We start from the raw sequence: 26,329 nt of genomic DNA on the forward strand, positions 1-26,329 counted from the left end.
TATAAAGATGAAAACGACCCTGATCGCCGCCGCCGAAGTCGACCGCCTGGAGACTTGGCAGCGCTACGCCAGCCACATGTGCCACGGCTGCCATTCGACCTGCTGCACCCTGCCGGTAGAGGTGAAGATCAAGGATCTGATCCGTATCGGCGTGGTCGACGAGTTCGAAAAAGACGAACCACCCAAGAACGTGGCCAAACGTCTGCAAAAAGAAGGCATCATCGAGCGCTTCAACCAGAAGTCGGGGATCTTCACCCTGACCCGGATGAGCAACGACGACTGCATGTACCTGGATCGTAAAAGCCGCCTGTGCACCATTTATGACAAGCGTCCGGATACCTGCCGCAACCATCCCAAGGTCGGGCCGCGGCCGGGGTATTGCGCCTACAAGCCCAAGGTGGTTGGGCGCTGACCGTCAGCCGGTTCTGGCCTCTTCGCGGGCTTGCCCGCGAAAGGACCAACACAAATCCTGCAGACAAAAAAACGCCCCCGGCCTTTCGACCGGGGGCGTTTTTATTCAGCCTGAGCTAACTCAGTTCTTGGCTTTCTTGGCTGCGCGGGTACGCTCGCCTTCGTCCAGGATCTTCTTGCGCAGACGGATCGACTTAGGCGTCACTTCGCACAGCTCGTCGTCCTGGATGAATTCCAGGGCCTGCTCGAGGGTGTGGCGAACTGGCGGTACCAGGGCGATGACTTCGTCTTTGCCCGAAGCACGCATGTTGTCGAGCTTCTTGCCTTTGGTCGGGTTCACGCCCAGGTCGTTGTCACGGCTGTTCAGGCCGATGATCTGACCGTTGTAGATCTCCTGGCCGTGTTCAACGAACAGCTTGCCGCGAGCCTGCAGGGTTTCCAGCGAGTAGGTCAGTGCCTTGCCGGTCTCGACCGAAACCAGTACGCCGTTGAGGCGGCCGGACATCTGGCCCGACTTCATGGTGTCGTAGCGATCGAAGATCGAGGTCAGGATGCCTGCACCGTTGGTCAGGGTCAGGAACTGGTTACGGAAACCGATCAGACCACGGGCTGGAATGTTGTACTCCAGACGAACGCGGCCCTTGCCATCCGGAACCATGTTGGTCAGGTCGCCTTTACGCAGACCCATCTCTTCCATGACCTTGCCCTGGGATTCTTCAGGGATGTCGATGGTGACGTTCTCGAACGGCTCCTGCTTCACGCCGTCGACTTCGCGGATGATCACTTCAGGACGGCCCACGGCCATTTCGAAGCCTTCACGACGCATGGTTTCGATCAGCACCGACAGGTGCAGCTCACCACGGCCCGAAACCTTGAACTTGTCAGGGGAATCGGTTTCCTGAACGCGCAGGGCAACGTTGTACAGCAGCTCCTTGTCCAGACGGTCCTTGATGTTACGGCTGGTGACGAACTTGCCTTCTTTACCGCAGAACGGCGAGTCGTTGACCTGGAAGGTCATCGAAACGGTCGGCTCGTCAACGGTCAGCGGCTTCATCGCTTCTACCGCATCCGGGGCGCACAGGGTGTCGGAGATGAACAGCTCATCGAAACCGCTGATGCAGACGATATCGCCAGCCTGGGCTTCTTCGACGTCAACGCGGTGCAGACCGTGGTGACCCATCAGCTTCAGGATACGGCCGTTACGCTTCTTGCCGTTGGTGTCGATGGCGACAACCGGGGTGTTCGGCTTGACGCGACCACGGGCGATGCGGCCAACACCGATAACGCCGAGGAAGCTGTTGTAGTCCAGTGCGGAGATCTGCATCTGGAACGGGCCTTCGCGGTCAACAGACGGTGCTGGTACGTTGTCGATGATCGACTGGTACAGCGCGGTCATGTCTTCGCCCATGGCGGTGTGGTCCAGGCCGGCAATGCCGTTCAGGGCCGAGGCGTAGACCACTTTGAAGTCCAGCTGTTCGTCGGTGGCACCGAGGTTGTCGAACAGATCGAAGATCTGGTCCAGAACCCAGTCAGGACGCGCGCCTGGGCGGTCAACCTTGTTGATCACGACGATTGGCTTCAGGCCGGCTTCGAAGGCCTTCTTGGTCACGAAGCGGGTTTGCGGCATCGGGCCGTCCTGGGCGTCGACCAGCAGCAGCACGGAGTCGACCATCGACATTACACGCTCAACCTCGCCACCGAAGTCGGCGTGGCCGGGGGTGTCGACGATGTTGATGTGGTAGCCGTTCCAGTTGATGGCGGTGTTTTTCGCCAGAATGGTAATACCGCGCTCTTTTTCCTGGTCGTTGGAGTCCATGACGCGCTCGTCGTTGAGCTCGTTACGCTCCAGAGTGCCGGACTGACGCAGGAGTTTGTCGACCAAAGTGGTTTTACCATGGTCAACGTGGGCGATGATGGCGATGTTACGCAGATTTTCGATCACAAGTGTATCTCGATCAGAGGATTCGGTTGCCGCCCAGTGTAGGCGGCCAATATGTACTGTTTAAGGCTCAGCGGGCCCGGCGGTCGGGAGGGCGATGGCGAATACTGCCGCCATACAGCCCCGGCATCTTATGTCGGACGATAAACACGCACATTGGCATGTCCCTCACTGAGCAGGTGGTGTGCGTGCAAACGGCTCATCACACCCTTGTCGCAATACAGCAAGTACTGGCGCGTAGGGTCCAGATGCTTGAACTTGCTGTTGATGGCGTAGAACGGCATGGCCTGGACCTCGATACCTTCCAGCACCAGAGGTTCGTCTTCCTGGGCATCGGGGTGGCGAATGTCGATGACGATCTGGCCAGGCAGCGCCTCGGCCACTTCCTCGATTTCAATGTCCTTGCCCAGCTCATCGATCACATGATCGATGGAAATGAACTTGGCGCGCTCAAGAGCGCGCTCCAGTACGGCCATGTCGAACTGTTTTTCTTCGTGCTCCATGCGGTGACGCTTGGCATGGGTGGTCGGGTTTACCGAGATCACGCCGCAGTATTCCGGCATGTGCTTGGCAAAGTCCGCGGTACCGATTTCGGTGGCCTGGTCGATGATGTCCTGCTTGTGGCTGGCCAGCAGCGGGCGCAGCACCAGCTTGTCGGTGGCCGAGTCGATGATCGACAGGTTCGGCAGGGTCTGGCTGGACACCTGGGAAATCGCTTCGCCAGTCACCAGCGCGTCGATCTGCAGGCGGTCGGCCATATGGGCGGCGCCGCGCAGCATCATGCGCTTGAGGGTCACGCCCATGTAGCTGTTGTCGACCTTGTTGAGGATCTCGCCAACCACTTCTTCGAACGGCACGCTGATGAACAGTACGCGCTGGCTGCTGCCGTACTTTTTCCACAGGTAATGGGCCACTTCCATTACGCCCAGCTCGTGAGCACGGCCGCCGAGGTTGAAGAAGCAGAAGTGAGTCATCAGGCCGCGGCGCATCATCTGGTACGCCGCAACGGTGGAGTCGAAACCACCGGACATCAGCACCAGGGTCTGCTCCAGAGCGCCCAGCGGATAACCGCCGATGCCGTTGTGCTGGTTGTGGATCACGTACAGGCGCTGGTCGCGGATTTCGATGCGCACCAGCACTTCAGGCTTTTTCAGCTCGATCCCGGCGGCGCCACACTGCTGGCGCAGCTGGCTGCCGACGTAACGATCGACGTCCATCGAGGTGAAGTCATGGTGGCCACCGCGCTTGCAGCGCACGGCGAAGTGCTTGCCGGCCAGCAGGTGGCCGAAGTGGTGCTTGCACTTGGCGACGATGTCGTCGAAGTCACCCAGCGGGTATTCCTCTACCTGCAGGAAGTGGGTGATACCCGGGGTGCAGGTGAGGCGTTCGATCATCTCGCGCTGGACTTTTTCGTCTTCGACGCGGGTGACCACCTCGAGATTGTCCCAGACACCATCGACCGCGAGCTCAGGGTCGAGATCCTTGAGCACGTTGCGGATGTTCTTGCCAAGCTGGCGGATGAAGCGCTTGCGCACCGGCCGGCTTTTGATGGTGATTTCTGGGAAGACTTTGACGATAAGTTTCATTGGTTAACAGCGCGCGCAGGGCCTGCCGAAAATGAGGGGCGCGAATTATATCGGAAATTGCTCAGGATTTGACCAACTTTTGATCAGAAGCTTTGAGATAAATGTCGGAGCCGGATTTTTTGGTGCCCGTGAGACCGAGCGCCGCCCGCGCGGCGCATCGCGAGCTGCGCTCGCTCCTACGTCTGTTTCGGGCCAGTTACGCCTGCGACAGGCGCGCGCGACCGCCTTGTTTGTACGACGCGATATCGCGCCATGCGCCAAGGCGTTCGCGCGCAAATCCCCCAGAAATAATTGGCCCGAAACAGATGTAGGAGCGAGCTTGCTCGCGATGCGCCGCGCGGGCGGCGCTCGGTCTCACGGGCACCACAAAAACCAAGGCGTGCACCCTAATGGTGCGCCACCTCCAAAATTCGCATCTTAAGAGTGCACTTTCTCAGCCTACCCCAACGCCAAATGCCCGCAAACGCCCCCTTTTATCCCAACCTCGCCATTTTCGGGCACTGGCATGCAATTTGCTCCCTTGTGAGGCAGGTAAGCTTGGCCGACTATCCGCGCCCGGCAACACCCTTTTTCCAGGGCAGCGGCCCACCGCGCTCTAGACCATCCGGAGGACAACATGTCGAAGTCGGTTCAACTCATCAAAGATCATGACGTCAAGTGGATTGATCTGCGTTTCACGGACACCAAAGGCACTCAGCACCACGTGACCATGCCGTCGCGTGATGCGCTGGACGAAGACTTCTTCGAAGTCGGCAAGATGTTCGACGGTTCCTCCATCGCTGGCTGGAAAGGCATCGAAGCCTCCGACATGATCCTGATGCCGGTTGACGAAACCGCCGTTCTGGATCCGTTCACCGAAGAGCCAACCCTGATCATTACCTGCGACATCGTCGACCCGTCGAGCATGCAGGGCTACGATCGCGACCCACGTGCAATCGCCAAGCGCGCCGAAGAGTACCTGAAGAGCACCGGCATCGGTGACACCGTATTCGCCGGCCCAGAGCCTGAGTTCTTCATCTTCGACGAAGTGAAGTTCCAGTCGGACATCTCCGGCTCGATGTTCAAGATCTTCTCCGAGCAGGGCTCGTGGATGACCGGCGCTGACGTGGAAGGCGGCAACAAAGGCCACCGTCCAGGCGTGAAAGGCGGCTACTTCCCGGTGCCGCCGTTCGACCACGACCACGAAATCCGTACTGCCATGTGCAACGCTCTGGAAGAAATGGGCCAGACCGTTGAAGTTCACCACCACGAAGTGGCGACTGCCGGCCAGAACGAGATCGGCGTCAAGTTCAACACCCTGGTGAAGAAGGCTGACGAAGTACAGGCGCTGAAATACGTCGTGCACAACGTTGCCGACGCTTACGGCCGTACCGCCACCTTCATGCCGAAGCCACTGTACGGCGACAACGGCTCGGGCATGCACGTGCACATGTCGATCTGGAAAGACGGCAAGAACACCTTCTCGGGTGAAGGCTATGCCGGCCTGTCCGACACCGCCCTGTACTTCATCGGCGGTATCATCAAGCACGGTAAGGCCCTGAACGGCTTCACCAACCCGTCGACCAACTCCTACAAGCGTCTGGTTCCAGGCTTCGAAGCCCCGGTAATGCTGGCCTACTCGGCTCGCAACCGTTCCGCCTCGATCCGTATTCCTTACGTTGGCAGCCCGAAAGCCCGCCGTATCGAAGCACGCTTCCCGGACCCATCGGCCAACCCGTACCTGGCCTTCGCGGCCCTGCTGATGGCTGGCCTGGACGGCATCCAGAACAAGATCCACCCAGGCGACGCGGCCGACAAGAACCTGTACGACCTGCCGCCAGAAGAAGCCAAGAACATCCCGCAAGTGTGCGGCAGCCTGAAAGAAGCTCTGGAAGAGCTGGATAAAGGCCGTGCGTTCCTGACCAAGGGCGGCGTGTTCTCCGACGACTTCATCGATGCCTTCATCGAGCTGAAGAGCGAAGAAGAAATCAAGGTCCGCACCTTCGTACACCCGCTGGAATACGAGCTGTACTACAGCTGCTGATCTGATTGGCGCCTCGCGCCGATGACATGATCACAACGGCCTCCTCCGGGAGGCCGTTTTCGTTTCTGCGCACCAAGCAGAAGCACTGCAACCCCGCCTGTCACGCTATGCTCTATCTTGGTGCACCAATTCATACCATGCCCTCATTTGCTCCCCAATCTGGTTCAACTTAAACGTTTCATCAAGACTTTATGGTCCGAATTTGCGCAGATTCAGGCCTTTATCGGCAAATCCCGCTTCTTTTCGGAGCTTTGGTTTGTTTCTTGCATTTTCTTTTCCAGAGTCTCGCATCAGTGGATCCACCCCGCGTCCGGCCCTGGCCAAAGCAGTGCCAGGCAAGCGCCAAAAGAGGTCAACGACGCCTTATGACCATCAGCGATGCACAGCACCGTCTGCTTCTGGACAACCTGACCACCGCCACGTTGCTGCTCAACGCCGAGCTGCGCCTGGAGTACATGAACCCGGCCGCAGAAATGCTGCTGGCCGTCAGTGGCCAGCGCAGCCATGGGCAATTCATCAGCGAGCTGTTCACCGAATCGACCGAAGCGCTCAGCTCGCTGCGCCAGGCGGTCGAGCAGGCGCACCCGTTCACCAAGCGTGAAGCGCAGCTCACATCGCTGACCGGGCAGACCATCACCGTCGACTACGCGGTAACGCCGATACTGCATCAAGGCCAGACCCTGCTGTTGCTCGAAGTGCATCCGCGGGACCGGCTGCTGCGCATCACCAAGGAAGAGGCCCAACTGAGCAAGCAGGAAACCACCAAGATGCTGGTGCGCGGCCTGGCCCACGAAATCAAGAACCCCCTTGGCGGCATCCGCGGAGCGGCCCAGCTACTGGCCCGCGAACTGCCCGAGGAAGGGCTGCGCGACTACACCAATGTGATCATCGAAGAGGCCGACCGCTTGCGTAACCTGGTCGACCGCATGCTCGGCTCGAACAAGCTGCCGTCGCTGGCCATGACCAATATTCACGAAGTGCTGGAGCGGGTGTGCAGCCTGGTCGATGCCGAAAGCCAGGGGTGCATCACTTTGGTGCGCGATTACGACCCAAGCCTTCCGGACGTGTTGATCGACCGAGAACAGATGATTCAGGCCGTACTCAACATCGTGCGCAACGCCATGCAGGCGATCAGCTCGCAGAATGAACTGCGCCTGGGTCGCATCACCTTGCGCAGCCGCGCCCTGCGCCAGTTCACCATCGGCCACGTTCGTCACCGCCTGGTAGCGCGGGTAGAGATCATCGACAACGGCCCGGGCATCCCGCCAGAACTGCAGGACACCCTCTTCTATCCCATGGTCAGTGGCCGCCCGGACGGTACCGGGCTTGGCCTGGCCATTACCCAGAACATCATCAGCCAGCACCAGGGCCTGATCGAGTGTGAAAGCCACGCAGGCCATACCGCCTTCTCGATTTACCTGCCTCTGGAACAAGGAGCCACCGCCTCATGAGCCGAAGTGAAACCGTATGGATCGTCGACGATGATCGCTCCATCCGCTGGGTCCTGGAAAAAGCCCTGCAACAGGAAGGCATGACCACCCAGAGCTTCGACAGCGCAGACGGTGTCATGGGGCGCCTGGCACGCCAGCAACCCGACGTGATCATTTCCGATATTCGCATGCCTGGCACCAGCGGCCTCGACCTGCTGGCGCAGATCCGCGAGCAGCACCCACGCCTGCCGGTCATCATCATGACCGCCCACTCCGACCTGGACAGCGCCGTGGCTTCCTACCAGGGCGGTGCCTTCGAGTACCTGCCCAAGCCATTCGACGTCGACGAAGCGGTATCGCTGGTCAAGCGCGCCAACCAGCACGCCCAGGAGCAGCAAGGCCTGGATGTGCCACAGAACCTGGCGCGCACCCCGGAAATCATTGGTGAAGCCCCGGCGATGCAGGAGGTGTTCCGCGCCATCGGACGCCTCAGCCACTCCAACATCACCGTGCTGATCAACGGCGAGTCCGGCACCGGCAAAGAACTGGTGGCCCACGCCCTGCACCGGCACAGCCCGCGCGCAGCATCGCCGTTCATTGCCCTGAACATGGCCGCCATCCCCAAGGATTTGATGGAGTCGGAGCTGTTCGGCCATGAGAAAGGTGCCTTCACAGGTGCTGCCAACTTGCGTCGCGGCCGTTTCGAGCAGGCCGATGGCGGCACGCTGTTCCTCGATGAAATCGGGGACATGCCTGCCGACACCCAGACCCGCCTGCTGCGTGTACTGGCCGATGGCGAGTTCTACCGCGTGGGCGGCCACGTGCCGGTCAAGGTCGACGTGCGCATCATCGCCGCCACCCACCAGAACCTGGAGTCACTGGTGCAGGCCGGCAAGTTCCGTGAGGACTTGTTCCACCGGCTGAACGTGATCCGTATCCATATTCCGCGCCTGGCCGACCGCCGCGAAGATATCCCCGCCCTCGCCCGCCACTTCCTTGCCCGGGCCGCCCAGGAGCTGGCAGTCGAGCCGAAGATCCTCAAGCCGGAGACTGAAGAGTTCATCCGCAACCTGCCATGGCCGGGCAACGTGCGGCAGATGGAGAACACTTGCCGCTGGATTACCGTGATGGCCTCCAGCCGTGAAGTGCTGATCGGCGACCTGCCGCCAGAACTGCTGAACCTGCCACAAGACGCCGCGCCGGTAACCAACTGGGAGCAGGCCCTGCGCCAGTGGGCCGACCAGGCGTTAACGCGCGGCCAGACCAACCTGCTGGACAGCGCAGTGCCGAGTTTTGAACGCATCATGATCGAGACGGCACTCAAGCACACCGCCGGACGCCGGCGGGATGCCGCGCTGTTGCTGGGCTGGGGGCGTAACACCCTGACGCGCAAGATCAAGGAGTTGGGGATGAATGTGGCGGGAGGGGATGATGAGGACGGTGATGACCACTGAGTTCCGGGTTAATCCGTAGACCTCTGGGGCCGCTTTGCGGCCCCAGTCATTTCAGCCCCCCCGATGCACCGATCCTGTGCCCGATGCACCTCACGAAGGCACAAATCCCCTCAAAAGCCGGCCAATTCGTCCTCAAAGCCCAGTATTCACGGGCTTTGCAAAACTGGCACGCCCCCTGCAATAAGCAATACATCTCCAATTTCGGGGGCCCTGGTACAGGCAGGCCGGGTGAACCCCTCTTTTATACGCAGCACCGCCCGTTTTGGGGACCTCGGTACAGGCAGGCCGGGACATCCCCCCTTTATACGCAGTACCCCTTTCGGGGACCCTGGTACAGGCAGGCCGGGATATCCCCTCTTTTATTCGTGCAGTTTCACTTGCACCCGCCAGCGCCCAGCGTCCTCTGCACCGGCCCATTCGCCGTGCAGGGGGCGCGCGGCCACCACCGTCAGCAACAAACCTTCCTTGCTGTGCTGTATCCGCCAGCTCACCGGCTTGCCCAGCAGGCTAAGCTGCCCTTGCTGAGCCTTGCCCTGGGCCTGGAACAGCAACGCCACCGTCCCTTCCACGTTCTCGCCATGCAGCTTGGGCTCTTCGTTGAACCAAAGCTCCAGGCCATCCTGCATCACCTGCACCTGCTGCAGCTCGCGCTCGTCAGGCGTAGTCAGGCGACCGATCATCAGCCCCACCATCAAGCCGACGATCGCCAACGACAGCATCACCCGTGGGAAGGCCTTCGAACGCACGTCCGGTTCAGGGGTAGAATGCCCGTCATCTTCACGCTTGGAGCCGTGCATGTTTCACGTCATCCTTTTTCAACCAGAAATTCCGCCGAATACCGGCAACATCATTCGTCTATGCGCCAACAGTGGCTGCGCCCTGCACCTGATCGAACCCATCAGCTTCGAACTGGATGACAAGCGCCTGCGCCGCGCAGGGCTGGACTACCACGAGTATGCCACGCTCAAGCGCCACGAGAGCCTGGCCGGATGCCTGGAAAGCCTTGGCAACCCAAGGCTGTTCGCCTTTACCACCAAGGGCTCGCACCCGTTCCACGAAGTGGCCTTCCAGCCGGGCGACGCCTTCCTGTTCGGGCCAGAGAGCCGCGGGTTGCCGGCCGAGGTGCTGGACAGCCTGCCGGCCGAGCATCGCCTGCGCCTGCCGATGCGGCCGGGGTGCCGTAGCCTGAACCTGTCCAATACCGTGGCGGTGACGGTGTATGAGGCGTGGCGGCAGAACGGGTTTGCCGGGAGCTGATGTTTTGCCCGTACGGGCCTCTTCGCGGGTAAACCCGCTCCTACACAAGCCGAGGGAACGGCGCAATCCCCTGTAGGAGCGGGTTTACCCGCGAAGAGGCCCGCACAGGCAACAAAAAAGCGCCCCGAGAGGCGCTTTCTGGATACCGGCAGTTATTACTGCACAGTCGGCGCTTCACCCGCTTCCTGCATACGCTGCATTTCTTGCGCGTACAGGGCGTCGAAGTTGACCGGCGACAGCATCAGCGCCGGGAACGAACCGCGGGTCACCAGGCTATCCAGGGCCTCACGGGCATAAGGGAACAGGATGTTCGGGCAGAACGCACCCAGGGTGTGGCTCATCGAAGGCGCATCGAGGTTGGCGATCAGGAAGATACCGGCCTGCTGCACTTCAGCAATGAAAGCCACTTCGTCACCGTTCTTGACGGTAACCGACAGGGTCAGCACGACCTCATGGAAGTCGCCTTCCAGGGATTTCTGCTTGGTGTTCAGGTCCAGGGCAACGCTTGGCTCCCAGGTCTGACGGAAGATCTGCGGGCTTTTCGGGGCCTCGAACGACAGGTCGCGCACATAGATGCGTTGCAGGGAGAACTGCGGGCTGTTGTCTTCTGCAGCAGCGCCGTTGGTCTGTTGGTCAGTCATGTCAGATCCTTATCCTAATGTTTTTGAATGCAGTGCAAATCAGGCCGCCAGCAGCGCGTCGAGCTTGCCGGCGCGCTCCAGGGCATAGAGGTCATCGCATCCACCGACATGGGTGCTGCCGATCCAGATCTGCGGCACAGACGTACGGCCGGCTTTCTGACTCATCTCGGCGCGAACCTGCGGCTTGCCGTCGACCTTGATTTCCTCGAAGGCCACGCCCTTGCTCTCGAGCAGGTACTTGGCGCGCATGCAGTAGGGGCAGTAGTCGCTGGAATAGACGATGACAGGCTTCATATCACTTCACCAGGGGCAGGTTATCGGCTTTCCAACTGGAAACGCCACCGCTCAGTTTGGCGGCGTTGTAACCAGCTTTGAGCAGCTCGCGGCAAATAGTGCCGGACTGCTGGCCCATCGCGTCGACGACAATCAGGGTCTTCTCTTTATGTTTGCCCAACTCGGTCATGCGGTTGGCCAGTTTGTCCTGCGGGATGTTCACCGCGCCGACGATATGGCCAGCGGAGTATTCCTTGGCCGGGCGAATGTCGATCACCAGGGCCTTCTCGGCATTGACCAGGGCTGTCAGTTGGCCATTAGTCAGGCTCTGGCCACCACGACGGATTTCATTGATGAGCAACAGGACCAGCAGAATGAGGAAGATCGCAACCAGGATGTAGTGATCTGTCGCGAATTGAATCAGGTGAGCAACCATCAGCGGTGTTCCAGGCGATTGAAAATGCCGGCCAGTATACACAGCCCCTTGGTGCCACCAAAGCCCGGCGGGCCGGCCACAAAACCACCTTCATGTTGCTAGCACAGGTGCGCCGGTCGGTGGAATGGGACGAATATTCGCCGCGGGTGGCGTATTTGCCCTAAAATGCGTGTCTTTATCATCTTTGAACAACCGTGAGTTTGATTGATGACGAGCACGCCCAAACCTCTGGTCCTGATTATCCTGGATGGCTTCGGCCATAGCGATATCCCCGAACACAACGCCATCTTTGCCGCCAATAAACCGGTCTATGACCGCCTGTGCGCCACCCAGCCGCATGGCCTCATTTCCGGCTCGGGCATGGATGTCGGCCTGCCGGACGGGCAGATGGGCAACTCCGAAGTCGGTCATATGAACCTCGGCGCAGGTCGCGTCGTCTATCAGGACTTCACCCGGGTGACCAAGGCCATCCGCGACGGCGAGTTCTTTGAAAACCCGGTGCTGACCGGTGCTGTAGACAAGGCAGCCAGTGCTGGCAAGGCCGTACACATCCTCGGCCTGCTGTCCGATGGTGGCGTACACAGCCACCAGGACCACTTGGTGGCCATGGCCGAACTGGCCGCGCAGCGTGGTGCCGAAAAGATCTACCTGCACGCCTTCCTCGACGGCCGCGACACCCCGCCACGCAGCGCGCAGTCGTCCATCGAACTGCTCGACGCCACCTTCGCCAAACTGGGCAAGGGCCGCATCGCCAGCCTGATCGGCCGCTACTACGCCATGGACCGCGACAACCGCTGGGACCGCGTCAGCGCCGCCTACAACCTGATCGTCGACAGCGCTGCCGAGTACACCGCTGACACGGCTCTGGCAGGCCTGGAAGCCGCTTATGCCCGTGACGAGAGCGACGAATTCGTAAAAGCCACGCGCATTGGCGAAGCAGTCAAGGTCGAAGATGGCGATGCCGTGATCTTCATGAACTTCCGCGCCGACCGTGCTCGCGAACTGTCGCGTGCATTTGTAGAGCCAGACTTCACGGAATTCGCCCGTGCGCGCCTGCCGAAGATGGCAGCGTACATCGGCCTGACCCAGTATTCGGCGAAGATTCCGGCACCGGCGGCCTTTGCGCCGTCCAGCCTGAACAACGTGCTGGGCGAATACCTGGCGAAAAACGGCAAGACCCAACTGCGCATCGCCGAAACCGAGAAATATGCCCACGTCACCTTCTTCTTCTCTGGTGGCCGCGAAGAGCCGTTCGAAGGCGAAGAGCGCATCCTGATCCCGTCGCCGAAGGTCGCCACCTATGACCTGCAACCGGAAATGAGCGCACCGGAAGTGACCGATCGCATCGTCGAAGCCATCGAACAGCAGCGCTTCGACGTCATCGTGGTCAACTACGCCAACGGCGACATGGTCGGCCACACCGGCGTGTTCGAAGCTGCGGTGAAGGCCGTCGAAGCACTGGATACCTGTGTAGGGCGCATTGTCGACGCGCTGGACAAGGTGGGCGGCGAAGCACTGATCACCGCTGACCACGGCAACGTCGAACAAATGGAAGACGAGTGCACCGGCCAGGCGCACACCGCACACACTACCGAGCCGGTACCATTCATCTATGTGGGCAAGCGCAACGTGAAAGTGCGTGAGGGCGGCGTGCTGGCCGACGTGGCGCCAACCATGCTGAAGCTGCTGGGGCTGGAAAAGCCGGTGGAAATGACCGGCACCTCGATTCTGGTCGACGCCTGAATGTCGAAAGGGGCTGCGTTGCAGCCCCAATTGCACATGAATTCCAGACAAACGCCCCCCTGCATCCGCAGCGAGGCGTTTTTTTTGCCTGCCCACGCGGGCATACTAGGCCAGTCTCCATCCTTGGTACGCCAAACCCCATGCTTCGCGCCCTGATCCTCCTAGCCCTGTCTTGCCTGCTCAGCCCGGCCTTCGCCGATGAGCGCGCGCAGACCCAGCAGCAACTGGATGCCACCCGCCAGGACATTGCCGAGCTCAAGAAGACGCTGAGCAAGCTCCAGGAAGAAAAGGCCGGTGTGCAAAAGGACCTCAAAACCACCGAAACCGACATCGGTAACCTCGAAAAGCAGGTGGAGGCCCTGCAGCAAGAACTAAAAAAGACTGAAGGCGAGCTGGAGCGCCTTGATACCGAGAAAAAAAAACTCCAGAGCGCCCGCGTTGAACAACAACGACTGATCGCCATTCAGGCCCGCTCGGCCTACCAGAACAACGGTCGCGAGGAATACCTCAAGCTGCTGCTCAACCAGCAGAACCCCGAGAAGTTCGCCCGCACCCTCACCTATTACGACTACCTGAGCAAGGCGCGCCTGGAGCAATTGCGCACCTTCAACGAGACCTTGCGCCAACTGGCCAACGTCGAACAGGAAATTTCCAGCCAGCAACAACAGCTGCTGGCCCAGCGCGCCGACCTCGACAGCCGCCGTCAAGAGCTGGAAACCGAGCGCGCCAAGCGCCAGCAGGTACTGGCCAAGCTCAACAGCGATGTAAAGGACCGCGGTCAAAAGTTGCAAGCGCGCGAACAGGACCAGGCCGACCTGGCCAAGGTCCTGAAAACCATCGAGGAAACACTCGCCCGCCAGGCCCGTGAAGCTGAAGAAGCGCGCAAGAAGGCCCTGCTGGCGCAGCAGGAAGCGGAAAAGCGCCGCAAGCAGGAAGCGCTGGCCGCTGCGGCTGCCCGCGACCAGGCCCGTGAGCCAGCGGAGCCGCCGAAAAAGGCCCGCACCACCCTCGGGCCGATGGTTTCCAGCGATGGCGCGAACTACGGCGGCGCATTTTCTGCTGCGCGAGGCAAACTTCCATGGCCAGTCAATGGTCGACTGCTGGCACGCTTCGGTGATGCCCGCGGCAGCGACGCCCGCGCCAAGTGGGACGGGGTGATGATCAGCGCCACACCGGGCACTCAGGTACGTGCCGTGCACGGCGGGCGTGTGGTATTCGCGGACTGGTTGCGCGGCGCCGGGCTTCTGGTCATTCTCGACCATGGCAACGGTTACCTGAGCCTGTACGGCCACAACCAGAGCCTGCTCAAGAATGCCGGTGATATCGTCAAGGCCGGTGAGGCCATTTCCACCGTTGGCAACAGCGGTGGCCAGGAAGCGGCAGGCTTGTACTTCGCTATCCGCCAGCAGGGCCGCCCTACCGACCCTTCGCAGTGGTGCCGAGGCTAGTCAAATTTCTACGGCGCAGCTTGAGTGCTGCACCGATGCTCCCCAAGGAGCACCTACAGGATCAGGAGTTCGTTCGACATGCTGCACTCGCCTCGTCTCACCCAGCTGGCCCTGTCCATCGCCCTGGCGGTCGGCGCGCCCCTGGCCACCGCCGCAGAGCCGGCCAAGGTCGCCGCAGTGCCAGCCACCGAGGTGACCGCCAAGGCGCCACTGCCGCTGGAAGAACTGCGCACCTTCGCCGAGGTTCTGGACCGTATCAAGGCCGCCTACGTCGAACCGGTAGACGACAAGACCCTGCTGGAGAACGCCATCAAGGGCATGCTAAGCAATCTTGACCCGCACTCGGCCTACCTTGGCCCCGAGGACTTCCAGGAGCTGCAGGAAAGCACCAGCGGCGAGTTCGGCGGGCTGGGCATTGAAGTAGGCCAGGAAGACGGCTTCATCAAGGTGGTCTCGCCAATCGACGACACCCCTGCCTCGCGGGCCGGCGTGCAAGCTGGTGACCTGATCGTCAAGATCAATGGCGCCCCGACCCGCGGCCAGACCATGACCGAGGCGGTCGACAAGATGCGCGGCAAGGTCGGCGAGAAAATCACCCTGACCTTGGTGCGCGACGGCGGCACCCCGTTTGACGTGACCTTGAGCCGCGCAGTCATTCAGGTCAAGAGCGTGAAGAGCCAGCTACTGGAGAACGATTACGGCTACATCCGTATCACCCAGTTCCAGGTCAAGACCGGTGACGAAGTGGGCAAGGCCCTGGCCAAGCTGCGCAAGGACAACGGCAAGAAGCTGCGCGGGGTAGTGCTGGACCTGCGCAACAACCCGGGCGGCGTGCTGCAGTCGGCAGTGGAAGTAGCCGACCACTTCCTGACCAAAGGCCTGATCGTCTACACCAAGGGCCGCATCGCCAACTCCGAGCTGCGATTCTCGGCCGACCCGGCCGATGCCAGCGAAGGCGTGCCGCTGGTGGTACTGATCAACGGTGGCAGTGCATCGGCATCGGAGATTGTCGCCGGCGCCCTGCAGGACCAGAAGCGCGCCGTGCTGATGGGCACCGACAGTTTCGGCAAAGGCTCGGTGCAGACCGTGCTGCCACTGGCCAACGACCGCGCCCTGAAGCTCACCACTGCGCTGTACTACACCCCCAACGGCCGTTCGATCCAGGCCCAGGGCATCGTCCCGGACATCGAAGTGCGCCAGGCCAAGCTCACCGCCGAGGCCGACACCGAAAGCTTCAAGGAGGCCGACCTGCAGGGCCACCTGGGCAACGGCAACGGCGGCGCCGACCGCCCGACCGGCAGCAGCAAGCGCAAGGAACGCCCGCAGGATGACGACTTCCAGTTGAGCCAGGCTCTGAGCCTGCTCAAAGGCCTGAACATCACCAAGGGCGACTGATCTACCCTATGCGTTATCTGCTGTGTCTGTTGTTTTGCCTGATGGCCGGAATCGCGCAAGCGGCGCCGGCCAACACCGCCTACATGAGCATCATCATCGACGACCTGGGCCAGAGCCCCGAGCGTGACAGCCGTACCCTGGCGCTGCCCGGGCCGGTGACCATGGCGATCATGCCCGACACCCCCCATGCCACCGACTTCGCACGCCAGGCGCACAAGGCCGGCAAGACGGTAATCCTGCACATGCCCATGGACCCGGCCAGCGGGCCCTATGCCTGGCACCCGGGCATCGCCATCGAAGAACTGGCGCGGCGCCTGGACGCAGCATTGGTCAAGGTGCCCTACGCCGCCGGCATCAACAACCACATGGGCAGCCGCATGACCGCACAGCGTGAACCCATGGCGTGGTTGATGGGCGAGCTGCAGCGGCGCCAACTGTTCTTCGTCGACAGCCGCACCAGCGCCGCCACGGTCGCCGCGGCCGAGGCTCAAGCACACGATGTGGCGCATGTGTCGCGGGATGTATTTCTGGATGACGTGCGCACACCGGAAGCCATCGACGCTCAGCTGCAACAGGGTATTGCGCTGGCCCGCAAGCAAGGCTCGGCCGTGTTGATCGGCCACCCCTACCCGCAAACGCTAGCGGTGCTGGAAAGGCAGATTCCACGGCTCAAGCAATTGGGTATCGAACTGATCACGCTGCAACAGATGATCGCCACACGGGGCAACCAGGCCATGCCTGCACACGGTAAGCATGGCCGTTACAGCAATCGCTAGCGTTGCCGATCACGGGTTACCACTGGGCTGAAAGTGCAACTGTTCAGAGGTTGAACGGGATCACATCCTTGGCCTGCGCATAGGTCAGGTTACCTCGATAGATGCTCAGTACCTGCCCCTCGCTCGCGGCCATCATTTGTTCGCGATACCCCATCTTGCGCTGGCTCCACAGCTTCAGATGGCCTTTGCCAAACGCCGTGGGCGCCGCCTGCGAGTCGGCAAAGTGGAAATGCGCGGCCCACAAGGGTCTACCCTTGGCCTCGCCGGGAGCCCGCAACAGGCTGATCCGGTACTCGTCCAGATAGCCATCGGAGACCACCTGCCGAGGCCCGACATATTCCACGGCGAGCAACCCCTGCTGATGGAGAAAATTCAGCCCTCTGGAACCTGGGTAGCGCGTCTTGCTGTAAAGCGCTACCAAACAGTCGCGGCGGGCCTGGCGCAACTGAATCAACGCATCGTCCATGCCTGCCAGCAGCGCGTGCTCTGCGTCGGCATCGCTGAGCTGTTCCCGCAGCTCGGCCACTTCGTTGATCTGGCCGTCCAGCATCGACATCAGGCCCATGTCGTCAGCATCCTTGGCAACCAGGGCTCTGGCTTGAGCGATGACATTTTCGTTCTGTGCCAGCATGGCCTCGGCCAGTTCCCGGTTGTTCCTTTCGGAGTCCGGCGTAGAATTCCGCGACTGCGGTTCCGGTTCGCCCGCGGCGACCTCTTCAACCCAGGTGTTTCCCTGCTTCTGGAAGCGATGCAGCGCGCTCTTGTTGAAAGCCGCTACAACTTGCAGCACAGCCTGCCCGTCGACTACCGATTCGCTGCCAATGACTATCTGACCAGCCCGTGTGTGGGCCACCTGCAGGCTCTTTCGTGAATAGACCGCACGACGTGTGCCTCGGACCTGCCCGTCCGCCTGCTCGCGCATGGCCTCGACCAACGCCTCACCGGCTATGCTTTTCAGCTCCACCATCTGTTGCTTGTAGGCCTCAAGGCGCTGGACATCGATGAGCTTGCTACCGAGTGTCTTGATCCGTTCGGCGTTGAGAATCGCCGCGAGGTATTCGTCCCACGCACTTTGCAGTACCTCGATTCGTTCGGCGACAGGCAAATCACAGAACATCAGCAGATGATGCGTTTGTGCGGCCACCCGCAGACGCTGACTGGCGAGCGCATGGCGGAAGATCATGTAGTGCTGGGTAGGCGTGCCTTTATGCCACTGCAGGGCCAGCTCGACCAGGCCCATGGCCTGGAAAAACCGGATGTTGATCGTGGTCGTCTTGCGGCTCGCGATAATGCTCGAAACGGTCAGCGTGGTATTGACGTAAGGCACTTGCATGTCGATATCGGTGATGGCCAACAGGCGATCCAGCTGGCTGGAGACATTGATGATCCTGGGCTGCTCTTCAAGCAACTTCTCCAACATCGTCCGGAACCTGGCATACAACTCGGCCTGTTTCTCTGGCGGTGCCTCATTGAGCGCATTGGTGAGTTGGTCGTATTCCCTGAACCCACCCAAGGCCAGGAGCTCATCAGTGAAGAACATGCCAAAGCTGATCAGGTTCTTGCGGACCTGGCCCAAGAGTATCCGTTGATCTCTCACGCTGCCGCCCTGCGTCGAAGTGCTCGCCTTGTCGAGCACGTAGATAATGTTGCGTTCAGCCTCGAGATACCCCTGGAATAGACTGTCGTTCAACGCCAGGCGCCGGGTGCGCAGCGCATTCGTCTGCTCGTGCAACTGCTGGAGTTTGCGCTTGAACAACTCGGTAGCCTGCTCGAATTGCGCACGTTCGCCCGGGTCGGTTGGTGGCGCCTTTTGCAACCGATCCTCGACTTTCTTTACCGGATCACGCAAACCGACAACCTGCTCGCTCAACGCGTTGAAATCCTTCGTGGCAGCCTCCGCGGCCAAGAGAAGCCGCTCTATCTCGGACTGAGCCTTGGCGATCGGTCCGCTAAGCTTCTTGCGCAGTCGCTCGCGGGCCAACTCGCCGGAGCGATCATTGCCACCGTACAATCGCGAATTATTGAGGTGCCAGACATTGCCGTCGCGCATCAGGTATGGCCCAACCGTGCCGTCCGGACCGATGATGCGAAACGCTGCGTTATCAAGACTGACTCGGTAGACATCACCGTCCAGAGACACATAGAAATCATCCCCAATCCGCACCAGGCCAGCAGCCACGCCCTGCGTCTGCGGTTCACGCCCCTCCAGCGAAACGCTGGTCGCCAACGCCCGCATTTGACCGCGCTGGGCACTCGACAGGCCGTTGAGCCCCCCAGCCCCACGCCAGGAAAAGTCGAGGTGGGTGTTGGCCATCGCCTGCAGCCTGTCGACCGAGGTACTGGGCTCCCGCGTTGCTGTGGAAAGGCTCGCCAACTCGATCCCGTTGCCTGGAGGTGGCCCCTGGAGCAGCGATGGCGGCAGGTCACCAGAAACGGCCGGCGCTGCCAGTTTCGGCGTCTGCAGGTGTATCAGCGCCAGCAAGGTGTTGTTCAGCACATCGACCATCGCCTGGATTCGCTCGTCGAGATGCGGGCTGGCCAGCCCCTGCACATCGTTGATCAGGCTGCGCATGCCGATGTAAAGCCAGGCAACCGAGGTGAGCGGCCCCGGTAACACCGGAAACACAACATTCAGCAGCTCCCAGGAAAATGCCGTGACCAGCCGCCAGCGCACCTCGCTGTTGCTCATGGCGCTGCGATCCGCCAGCTCCAGCAACATCCGGCCCTTGGCTTCGAACATCTGCCGATCCACGTCCTGCGCCCAGAACTGCAGCGCCAACTGAACAGGCTGCGGTTTCGCCGGGAGGGTGTAAGGGTCGAGCAGCCATTGGGGCAGGTGCGGCTCCCGGAAGCCGCCATTGTCGTAGACCGCGCGCTGAGCTTGCTCGATCCACAGCAGCACGCTGTCCTGCAACGCCCCCGGGCGGCTGATCGCATCCAACAGCGCCTGAGCGCTGTCGAACTGAATCAGCGCCTTGTCGGTGTACAGCGGGCAATACAACAGATGAGCCCCCAGCTCGATGAGTTCGATCACGTAGAAACCATGCGCCACGTCGACCCTCTCTGATGTCGGCGAGCGTTTGAACGCAAGCGGTGCAATCCGCACAGCCGCTGCACCTTCCTGGCCACTACGGCAGAATTCTGCCAGGGCGCCGTAGGCGAACTTGTCGAGCCGCTTGACTGCCCGCGCCCGCGCAGCATCGAACATCAGGGTGATACGCCAGCGTATGGCAAATGCCGAGATGTGTTCGGCCCGGCTCGCCGAGCGATCGAGCATCGACTGTACATGACGTGGATAACTGCCGCCGATGTCGACTCGCTGCACCAGCTCACGGACGTAATCAATAGTCATCCACTTCATGATCAGCTGGTTTTCCCGGTGCGCGATATGTGTCACCACCCCTCCTGCGGTGGCATCCAGGCGGCCGATCGCCAGTTGCGTCAAGGTCAGCTTCTTTTCACCGGTCTTCTGGCCGAAGCCCAGCCCGTGACCGTCACTGACAAAGGTCTCGACAGTGAGGATAAGGTCGTCAGGGAAGTAATTGGCGTCTACCGGGTGGTCATGCAGCATCTCCTCGCGCAGGCGCGTCGCCGCATAGGTGTGCAAGTCCGGCAGACCGTCCTGAATGCCCTGGGCTGGGCTGTGCTGTTGCAGTAGCGACAAGTCGAGCATGGCTTGCAGATAGGCGGTCTGGCTATCCGTATCGGCTCGCGACAGGCCCTTGGGGAGCGCCAGGCCCAGCCCACCGGCGCCATAGTCACTGAACTCGGCAAAAAAGGACGCGGGGTCGCAGGCCACATGGCAGTAATGCTCCAGTTGGTCGACGCTGTCGATCGCGCTCCAGCGCAGGCGGGCAACGCGCTCGAGCAAGATTTCCAGCAACAAGGCGCTGTACAGGGCGAAAGCGTCGCCCTCCACAGTCAGGCCTTGCCAGCTCAACTCATCAAACCGGTAACGTCCAGCCATCTGCATTTGCAACGCCGTGACGAACGCGGCCTGGGGGTCGTAACTGCGGACCAGACCTTCGGGAGAACACCAGAGTGTCAGTTCGCGAACTTCACTGGAGGCGGTAATCAGCAAACCGGGCAACAGCTCATGGAAAGTGTCTTCGCCCTCACGTAACGCAACCCGCACCAGCTGCACATCGAGCCCGGTACGGTTACCCATCATCAGGTCACGCAGCAGCTTGCGTTGTTCGTCGTCCAGCGCTTCGTCTTTCAGGCCATCGAGCAGGTTGGCGCGCAACAACTGCTGCAACCACAGGTCGCGGTCGATCGTGGCGTCGCCGTTCCAATAGTCGATCTGCGCTCGCTGGAAGTGCCAAAGCAGCACCGGCAGCAACGCGTTGAGGCCATCGGTCAGGCGCGCGGGCTCGATCAAATCGCCCTCGGCAGTTTCAAGGCTCGACTCGATGGCGAAAAAGCGCCGGGGCGGGTTCAGGCTAAGGCGGTAGTCACCCGCTGGGGTGAGGTCCAGTGGTTTAGCTTCAAGCAGGGCCTGCAGCACCACATCCACCAGCGGCTGAGGGTGCCAGACACCATCCGGCTGCAGGGACATCAGGTACAGCGGTGCAGCCGAGGCCATTTCAGGGCGATGCACGCCAACCAGAGGATAGTGCTCCAGGATCACCTTCATGACCTGTTCGCCTACAACCTGGCGGAGCGTGGGACGGCTGGCGAACTGGGTGGCGACTGCGTGTTTGAGGTTGTGCGCGTGAGTGGCGGGCATGACCAGGACTCGTTATGGAATGAACCACAAAGCGTCCTGGAGATGTTATCGAACGAGGTGCTACATATTGCTGCTGGCAGGCCGCGGCACCTGGCAGTGCGGCGGCCTGCCGGGCATTCAGCTATAAACGCGGCCAAGCACCTGGCGATGGCTCTCGAACTGATCGAGCACATCACGCACGATCTGGTCTGGGACAAAGCCCATCAGGTCGTATTCCTGACTGCCGTCATGCAGGTAGACCTCGGCGCGGTAGAAGCGCTGGCGCAGTTCAGGCTCACCCTCGACCGGCGCCTCGCTCGGCGCGGCCATATAGCCATCAAGGCTCACTTCGTAGACGAACGGGTTGCCTTCTTCCATCATCACCCGCAAGCCCATCAGGTTGCGCGACTGGCCGACACGGGTTTCCACCTCGAAGCCCAACGTCTGCAGCTGCGCTGCGGCTTCTTTCAACGCCGGGCTGACCTGCTTGTCCATGAAGCGCTGCACCACGGCCTGGGTGGGCTGCAGTTCCAGCTGGGTCAGGCGCTCGCTAAAGCCGCGACGGCCACGGGCGGCCAGTTCAGCGCGCTCCTGCTCGATCACCACGTCCTGCTTCATGGCCTTGTACAGGCCGAACATGAACAGCACCAGCACCACCGAGAACGGCAGGCCCGCCAGCACGACCATGGTCTGCATGGCCTCGAAGTTACCGGCGAACAGCAGGCCGATGGTCACCAGAGTGATAACCACGGACCAGAACACCACCATCCAGTGCGGGGCGTCTTCGTCGACCTTGCCGCCTTTGCACGACAGGTTGGCCATCATCACCGCGCCGGAGTCGGCCGGGGTGAGGAACAGCACGAAACCGACGAACACTGCCACACCAATGACGATCTTGGCTGCCGGGAAGTATTCCAGCAGCTGGTAGATCGACATCGACGGCTGTTCCAGCGCAGTCTTGCCTAGCTCCACAGCGCCCTGGTTGATCACCAGGTCCAATGCGGTATTGCCGAAGATCGACAGCCAGGCCAGGGTGAAGCCCAGCGGAATCAGCAGCACGCCCATTACCAACTGGCGCACGGTACGACCCTTGGAGATACGCGCAATGAACATGCCGACGAACGGGCCCCAGGAGATCCACCAGGCCCAGTAGAACACGGTCCACAGGCCCAACCAGCGCTCGGACTTGCCGGCTTCGCCTTCATACACATACAGGTCGAAGGTTTTCAGCACGATGCCGTTGAGGTAGTCGCCGACGTTCTGCACGAGACCATTGAGCAGGTGCAGGGTTTCGCCGCCCAGCAATACGAAAATCAGCAGCCCGCTGAACAGCACGATGTTCAGGTTGGACAGGCGACGAATGCCGTTCTCCACACCCGAGACCGCAGCCACGGTGGCCACACCGGCCATGACCAGAATCACCACCAGCAGGTTGGTCTTGCTGTGGTCCATGCCGAACAGGTATTCCAGGCCCGAGGATACCTGCATCGAGCCGATACCCAGGTTGGTCACCAGGCCAAGCAGGGTGACGAACATGCCGAAGATGTCGACGGCATTGCCGGCAGCACCCTTGACCCAACGCTCGCCCACCAGCGGGTACAGCGCCGAGCGCAGTGCCAGCGGCTGGTTGTGGCGGTAAGCGAAGTAACCCACGGCCAGGCCGACCAGGGCATAGATCGCCCAGCCGTGCAGGCCCCAGTGCAGGAAGGTCAGCTGCAAGCCCTGGCGCGCGGCCTCAAGGCTGGCCGGTGTGCCTTCCGGTGGGTTGAAATAGTGGTCCAACGGCTCGGAGGCGCCGAAGTACAGCAGCGAAATACCGATACCGGACGAGAACAGCATGCCGGCCCAGGCGCCATAGCTGAAGTCCGGCTGGTCGTCCTTGCCACCCAGCTTGAGGCTGCCGTAGTCGGAGAAAGCCAGGTAGACGACGAACAGCAGGTATCCGCAAATGACCAGCATGTAGTACCAGCCGAAGGTGCGCGTCAGCCACTTCTGGGCCACGCCCAGCACCTGGCCGGCGGTTTCGGGTGCAGCGATCAGCAAGGCAGTCAGAACAAGGATCATCAGCGCAGAGGTGAAGAACACCACGCGGTTGACCCGTACCCTCTCGGCGGGGGGCTTGATAAGTGAGGCAGAACTCATTGCACGAATGCTCCGGGCAGTGCGGCTGTGGAGGCTAATCAGTCTTTCCCGAGCAATTGGTGGAATATCCCCACTGCATCAGGTGTTATAAATGAACCCTGGAAACCGTGATCCCGAATCGATACGTTGCCAAAAACAGACAGGTGGCCCGCTGAAAATGCCACGCCTCAACGCAGGTGCGCGCATTCGTCACAGGTCACCCCGCCCGCTCCAAGGGCCTGTCGCAGGACCAATGGCCGTACGGCAGAATCTGCATTTCGCATCGCTCACGCCCGTCAACGCCTTGTTTTCCGGGGGTTACACGATTTCCTGGGGTGTCAATCCGTGCCTTCTCGACCGCCTGAAAAACTGTCAATGGCACAAATTGTCGCAGAGCTTATTCTTTATTGATTGAACGTTCAATCAAAACAAAATAGACTGGCCTTCGCCGAGTCAGCCGCCTGTCGTCTGCTCGCAGGCCTGAGGAGATAGCAAGATGCCCAAGGTCGGTATGCAACCCATCCGGCGCCAGCAGTTGATCGAAGCCACATTGCAGGCAGTCGATCAGGTCGGACTGGGGGACGCCAGCATTGCGCTGATTGCCCGTTTGGCCGGTGTGTCGAACGGCATCATCAGTCACTACTTTCGGGACAAGAACGGCCTGATCGCAGCGACGATGGGTTACATCATGAGCATGCTCAACGAAGGCGTCAGAGCACGTCGCCAGGCCCTGAAAGACGACAGCCCGCGCGCTCACCTGAAAGTGATCATCGAGGGCAACTTCGATGCCAGCCAGGTAAACGGCCCGGCAATGAAAACCTGGTTGGCCTTCTGGGCTTCCAGCATGCACCAGCCCGATTTGCACAGGTTGCAGCGGATCAACGACCACCGCTTGTATTCCAACCTGTGCTGCCAGTTCCGCCGCGCCCTGCCGCTCTACCATGCGCGCAAGGCAGCCCGCGGCCTGGCAGCCCTGATCGACGGTTTGTGGCTGCGTGGCGCCCTGTCGGGTGATGCATTCGACACCGACCAGGCGGTACGGATTGCTTACGAATACATGGAACTACAACTGGCCAAGCAGCACACCCTGGGCACAAACGACCAGGCTGCTGACCATGCGCGCAGGGCCCTTGCCAACCCGGCAGGAGCATGACGCGCGAGCCAAACCACACACTGCACTTGCGAGGACACTATGGCCCGTTTCGGAACGCAAAAACTCTACATTGATGGCGCTTACGTCGACGCTGGCAGCGATGCCACTTTCGAAGCCATCAACCCGGCCACTGGCGAAGTCCTCGCCCACGTACAGCGTGCTACCGAGGCAGACGTCGAGAAGGCCGTTGAAAGCGCCGAGCGTGGCCAGAAGATCTGGGCCGCGATGACCGCCATGCAGCGTTCGCGCATCCTGCGCCGCGCCGTCGACATCCTGCGCGAGCGCAACGATGAGCTGGCCATGCTGGAAACCCTGGACACCGGCAAGTCGTACTCCGAAACCCGCTACGTCGACATCGTCACCGGCGCCGACGTGCTGGAATACTACGCAGGCCTGGTGCCGGCCATCGAGGGCGAGCAGATCCCGCTGCGTGAATCGTCCTTCGTCTACACCCGCCGCGAGCCGCTGGGCGTGACCGTGGGTATCGGTGCCTGGAACTACCCGATCCAGATCGCCCTGTGGAAATCTGCCCCGGCCCTGGCCGCTGGCAACGCGATGATCTTCAAACCGTCGGAAGTCACCTCGCTGACCACCCTGAAACTGGCTGAGATCTACACCGAAGCCGGCCTGCCAAACGGCGTGTTCAACGTTCTGACCGGTAGCGGCCGCGAAGTCGGCACCTGGCTGACCGAGCACCCGCGCATCGAAAAAGTGTCCTTCACCGGCGGCACCACCACCGGCAAGAAAGTCATGGCCAGCGCCTCCAGCTCTTCGCTGAAGGAAGTGACCATGGAGCTGGGCGGCAAGTCGCCACTGATCATCTGTGCCGACGCCGATCTGGACAAGGCTGCTGACATCGCCATGATGGCCAACTTCTACAGCTCGGGCCAGGTGTGCACCAATGGCACCCGTGTGTTCATCCCGGCTGAAATGAAGGCGGCCTTCGAAGCCAAGATCGCCGAGCGCGTTGCCCGCATCCGCGTTGGCAACCCGGAAGACGAAAACACCAACTTCGGCCCGCTGGTCAGCTTCCAGCACATGGAAAGCGTGCTGGGCTACATCGCCAAAGGCAAGGAAGAGGGTGCCCGCGTCCTGTGCGGCGGCGAGCGTCTGACTGCCGGTGACTTCGCCAAAGGTGCCTTCGTTGCCCCAACCGTGTTCACCGACTGCACCGACGACATGACCATCGTCAAGGAAGAGATCTTCGGCCCGGTGATGAGCATCCTCACCTACGAAACCGAAGAAGAAGTGATCCGCCGTGCCAACGACACCGACTACGGCCTGGCCGCTGGCGTCTGCACCAACGACATCACCCGCGCCCACCGCATCATCCACAAGCTCGAAGCCGGTATCTGCTGGATCAACGCCTGGGGTGAATCGCCGGCCGAAATGCCGGTAGGTGGCTACAAGCAGTCGGGCGTCGGCCGTGAAAACGGCGTCAGCTCGCTGGCTCAATACACTCGCATCAAGTCGGTCCAGGTCGAGCTGGGCGGCTACAACTCGGTTTTCTGAACCCTGTCTAGCCACGCCCGTGC

At 61.1% G+C, this 26,329-nt stretch carries 19 protein-coding genes; 11 read left to right on the plus strand and 8 right to left on the minus strand.

Going from position 1 to position 26,329, the window contains the following annotated elements; translation table 11 throughout:
- Nucleotides 1–7 precede the first annotated feature (7 nt).
- On the plus strand, nucleotides 8–412 hold the full coding sequence (locus QCL51_RS23345) for a YkgJ family cysteine cluster protein (protein ID WP_049870388.1): 405 nt from the start codon (nucleotides 8–10) through the stop codon (nucleotides 410–412).
- 120 nt (nucleotides 413–532) lie between these two features.
- Here QCL51_RS23345 and typA read toward each other — a convergent pair whose 3' ends face one another.
- Together typA and thiI are read right to left on the minus strand one after the other, a co-directional pair.
- Entirely contained in the window at nucleotides 533–2,353 is a 1,821-nt protein-coding gene (typA, locus tag QCL51_RS23350; protein WP_021783717.1) for a translational GTPase TypA, read from the minus strand.
- A 128-nt stretch (nucleotides 2,354–2,481) separates the two neighbouring features.
- Nucleotides 2,482–3,936, minus strand: a complete 1,455-nt coding sequence (gene thiI / locus QCL51_RS23355; protein ID WP_003249221.1) for a tRNA uracil 4-sulfurtransferase ThiI — start codon at nucleotides 3,934–3,936, stop codon at nucleotides 2,482–2,484.
- A 616-nt stretch (nucleotides 3,937–4,552) separates the two neighbouring features.
- On the opposite strand from thiI, the gene glnA reads away from it, so the two are divergent.
- The 3 genes from glnA (at nucleotide 4,553) to ntrC (ending at nucleotide 8,843) form a co-directional block, all read left to right on the plus strand.
- Nucleotides 4,553–5,959 (plus strand): type I glutamate--ammonia ligase, encoded by a 1,407-nt coding sequence (glnA, locus tag QCL51_RS23360; RefSeq protein ID WP_021783715.1) that lies wholly within the window; start codon nucleotides 4,553–4,555, stop codon nucleotides 5,957–5,959.
- A gap of 365 nt (nucleotides 5,960–6,324) precedes the next feature.
- Nucleotides 6,325–7,410, plus strand: a complete 1,086-nt coding sequence (gene glnL, locus QCL51_RS23365) for a nitrogen regulation protein NR(II) (RefSeq protein WP_003249215.1) — start codon at nucleotides 6,325–6,327, stop codon at nucleotides 7,408–7,410.
- A complete protein-coding gene (ntrC, locus tag QCL51_RS23370) occupies nucleotides 7,407–8,843 on the plus strand; it encodes a nitrogen regulation protein NR(I) (RefSeq protein ID WP_135192483.1) in 1,437 nt (478 codons plus the stop codon). The genes glnL and ntrC overlap by 4 nt, the downstream gene beginning before the upstream one ends.
- 359 nt (nucleotides 8,844–9,202) lie before the next feature.
- Here ntrC and QCL51_RS23375 read toward each other — a convergent pair whose 3' ends face one another.
- The gene (locus tag QCL51_RS23375) at nucleotides 9,203–9,640 is read right to left on the minus strand and encodes a hypothetical protein (protein WP_021783713.1); all 438 of its coding nucleotides are present in this window, start codon (nucleotides 9,638–9,640) and stop codon (nucleotides 9,203–9,205) included.
- On the opposite strand from QCL51_RS23375, the gene trmL reads away from it, so the two are divergent.
- Entirely contained in the window at nucleotides 9,639–10,100 is a 462-nt protein-coding gene (gene trmL / locus QCL51_RS23380; RefSeq protein ID WP_003249209.1) for a tRNA (uridine(34)/cytosine(34)/5-carboxymethylaminomethyluridine(34)-2'-O)-methyltransferase TrmL, read from the plus strand. The two genes, QCL51_RS23375 and trmL, sit on opposite strands and share 2 nt — an antisense overlap.
- A gap of 155 nt (nucleotides 10,101–10,255) precedes the next feature.
- On the opposite strand, the gene secB is transcribed toward trmL, so the two are convergent.
- From secB to QCL51_RS23395, 3 genes are read right to left on the minus strand one after another with little or no spacing between them, the layout of a single operon-like run.
- Nucleotides 10,256–10,741 carry a protein-export chaperone SecB gene (gene secB / locus QCL51_RS23385; protein ID WP_003249206.1) on the minus strand — a complete coding sequence of 162 codons (486 nt, stop codon included), beginning with the start codon at nucleotides 10,739–10,741 and terminating at the stop codon, nucleotides 10,256–10,258.
- A gap of 39 nt (nucleotides 10,742–10,780) precedes the next feature.
- Nucleotides 10,781–11,035 carry a glutaredoxin 3 gene (grxC, locus tag QCL51_RS23390; protein WP_003249204.1) on the minus strand — a complete coding sequence of 85 codons (255 nt, stop codon included), beginning with the start codon at nucleotides 11,033–11,035 and terminating at the stop codon, nucleotides 10,781–10,783.
- Between the two features lies 1 nt (nucleotide 11,036).
- Nucleotides 11,037–11,450, minus strand: a complete 414-nt coding sequence (locus tag QCL51_RS23395) for a rhodanese-like domain-containing protein (RefSeq protein WP_010955605.1) — start codon at nucleotides 11,448–11,450, stop codon at nucleotides 11,037–11,039.
- 207 nt (nucleotides 11,451–11,657) lie between these two features.
- Here QCL51_RS23395 and gpmI point away from each other — a divergent pair, with 207 nt between their 5' ends.
- The 4 genes from gpmI (at nucleotide 11,658) to QCL51_RS23415 (ending at nucleotide 16,812) form a co-directional block, all read left to right on the plus strand.
- Nucleotides 11,658–13,193 carry a 2,3-bisphosphoglycerate-independent phosphoglycerate mutase gene (gpmI, locus tag QCL51_RS23400; protein ID WP_084850222.1) on the plus strand — a complete coding sequence of 512 codons (1,536 nt, stop codon included), beginning with the start codon at nucleotides 11,658–11,660 and terminating at the stop codon, nucleotides 13,191–13,193.
- A 140-nt stretch (nucleotides 13,194–13,333) separates the two neighbouring features.
- A complete protein-coding gene (locus QCL51_RS23405; protein ID WP_021783710.1) occupies nucleotides 13,334–14,641 on the plus strand; it encodes a peptidoglycan DD-metalloendopeptidase family protein in 1,308 nt (435 codons plus the stop codon).
- A gap of 78 nt (nucleotides 14,642–14,719) precedes the next feature.
- On the plus strand, nucleotides 14,720–16,036 hold the full coding sequence (locus QCL51_RS23410) for a S41 family peptidase (protein WP_021783709.1): 1,317 nt from the start codon (nucleotides 14,720–14,722) through the stop codon (nucleotides 16,034–16,036).
- Between the two features lie 8 nt (nucleotides 16,037–16,044).
- Nucleotides 16,045–16,812, plus strand: a complete 768-nt coding sequence (locus QCL51_RS23415) for a divergent polysaccharide deacetylase family protein (protein WP_274118724.1) — start codon at nucleotides 16,045–16,047, stop codon at nucleotides 16,810–16,812.
- A 43-nt stretch (nucleotides 16,813–16,855) separates the two neighbouring features.
- On the opposite strand, the gene QCL51_RS23420 is transcribed toward QCL51_RS23415, so the two are convergent.
- Complete coding sequence (locus QCL51_RS23420; RefSeq protein ID WP_319298820.1) at nucleotides 16,856–21,541, minus strand: DUF6543 domain-containing protein; 4,686 nt, start codon at nucleotides 21,539–21,541, stop codon at nucleotides 16,856–16,858.
- A 117-nt stretch (nucleotides 21,542–21,658) separates the two neighbouring features.
- The gene (locus tag QCL51_RS23425; protein WP_232786958.1) at nucleotides 21,659–23,605 is read right to left on the minus strand and encodes a BCCT family transporter; all 1,947 of its coding nucleotides are present in this window, start codon (nucleotides 23,603–23,605) and stop codon (nucleotides 21,659–21,661) included.
- A 532-nt stretch (nucleotides 23,606–24,137) separates the two neighbouring features.
- On the opposite strand from QCL51_RS23425, the gene betI reads away from it, so the two are divergent.
- Both betI and betB read left to right on the plus strand, forming a co-directional pair.
- Nucleotides 24,138–24,794, plus strand: a complete 657-nt coding sequence (gene betI / locus QCL51_RS23430; protein ID WP_084850219.1) for a transcriptional regulator BetI — start codon at nucleotides 24,138–24,140, stop codon at nucleotides 24,792–24,794.
- A 39-nt stretch (nucleotides 24,795–24,833) separates the two neighbouring features.
- Entirely contained in the window at nucleotides 24,834–26,306 is a 1,473-nt protein-coding gene (betB, locus tag QCL51_RS23435) for a betaine-aldehyde dehydrogenase (protein ID WP_021783704.1), read from the plus strand.
- Nucleotides 26,307–26,329: the final 23 nt, after the last annotated feature.

The organism is Pseudomonas sp. LTR0, assembly GCF_036630035.1.
In the GTDB taxonomy this organism is placed as follows: Bacteria; Pseudomonadota; Gammaproteobacteria; order Pseudomonadales; family Pseudomonadaceae; genus Aquipseudomonas; species Aquipseudomonas putida_Y.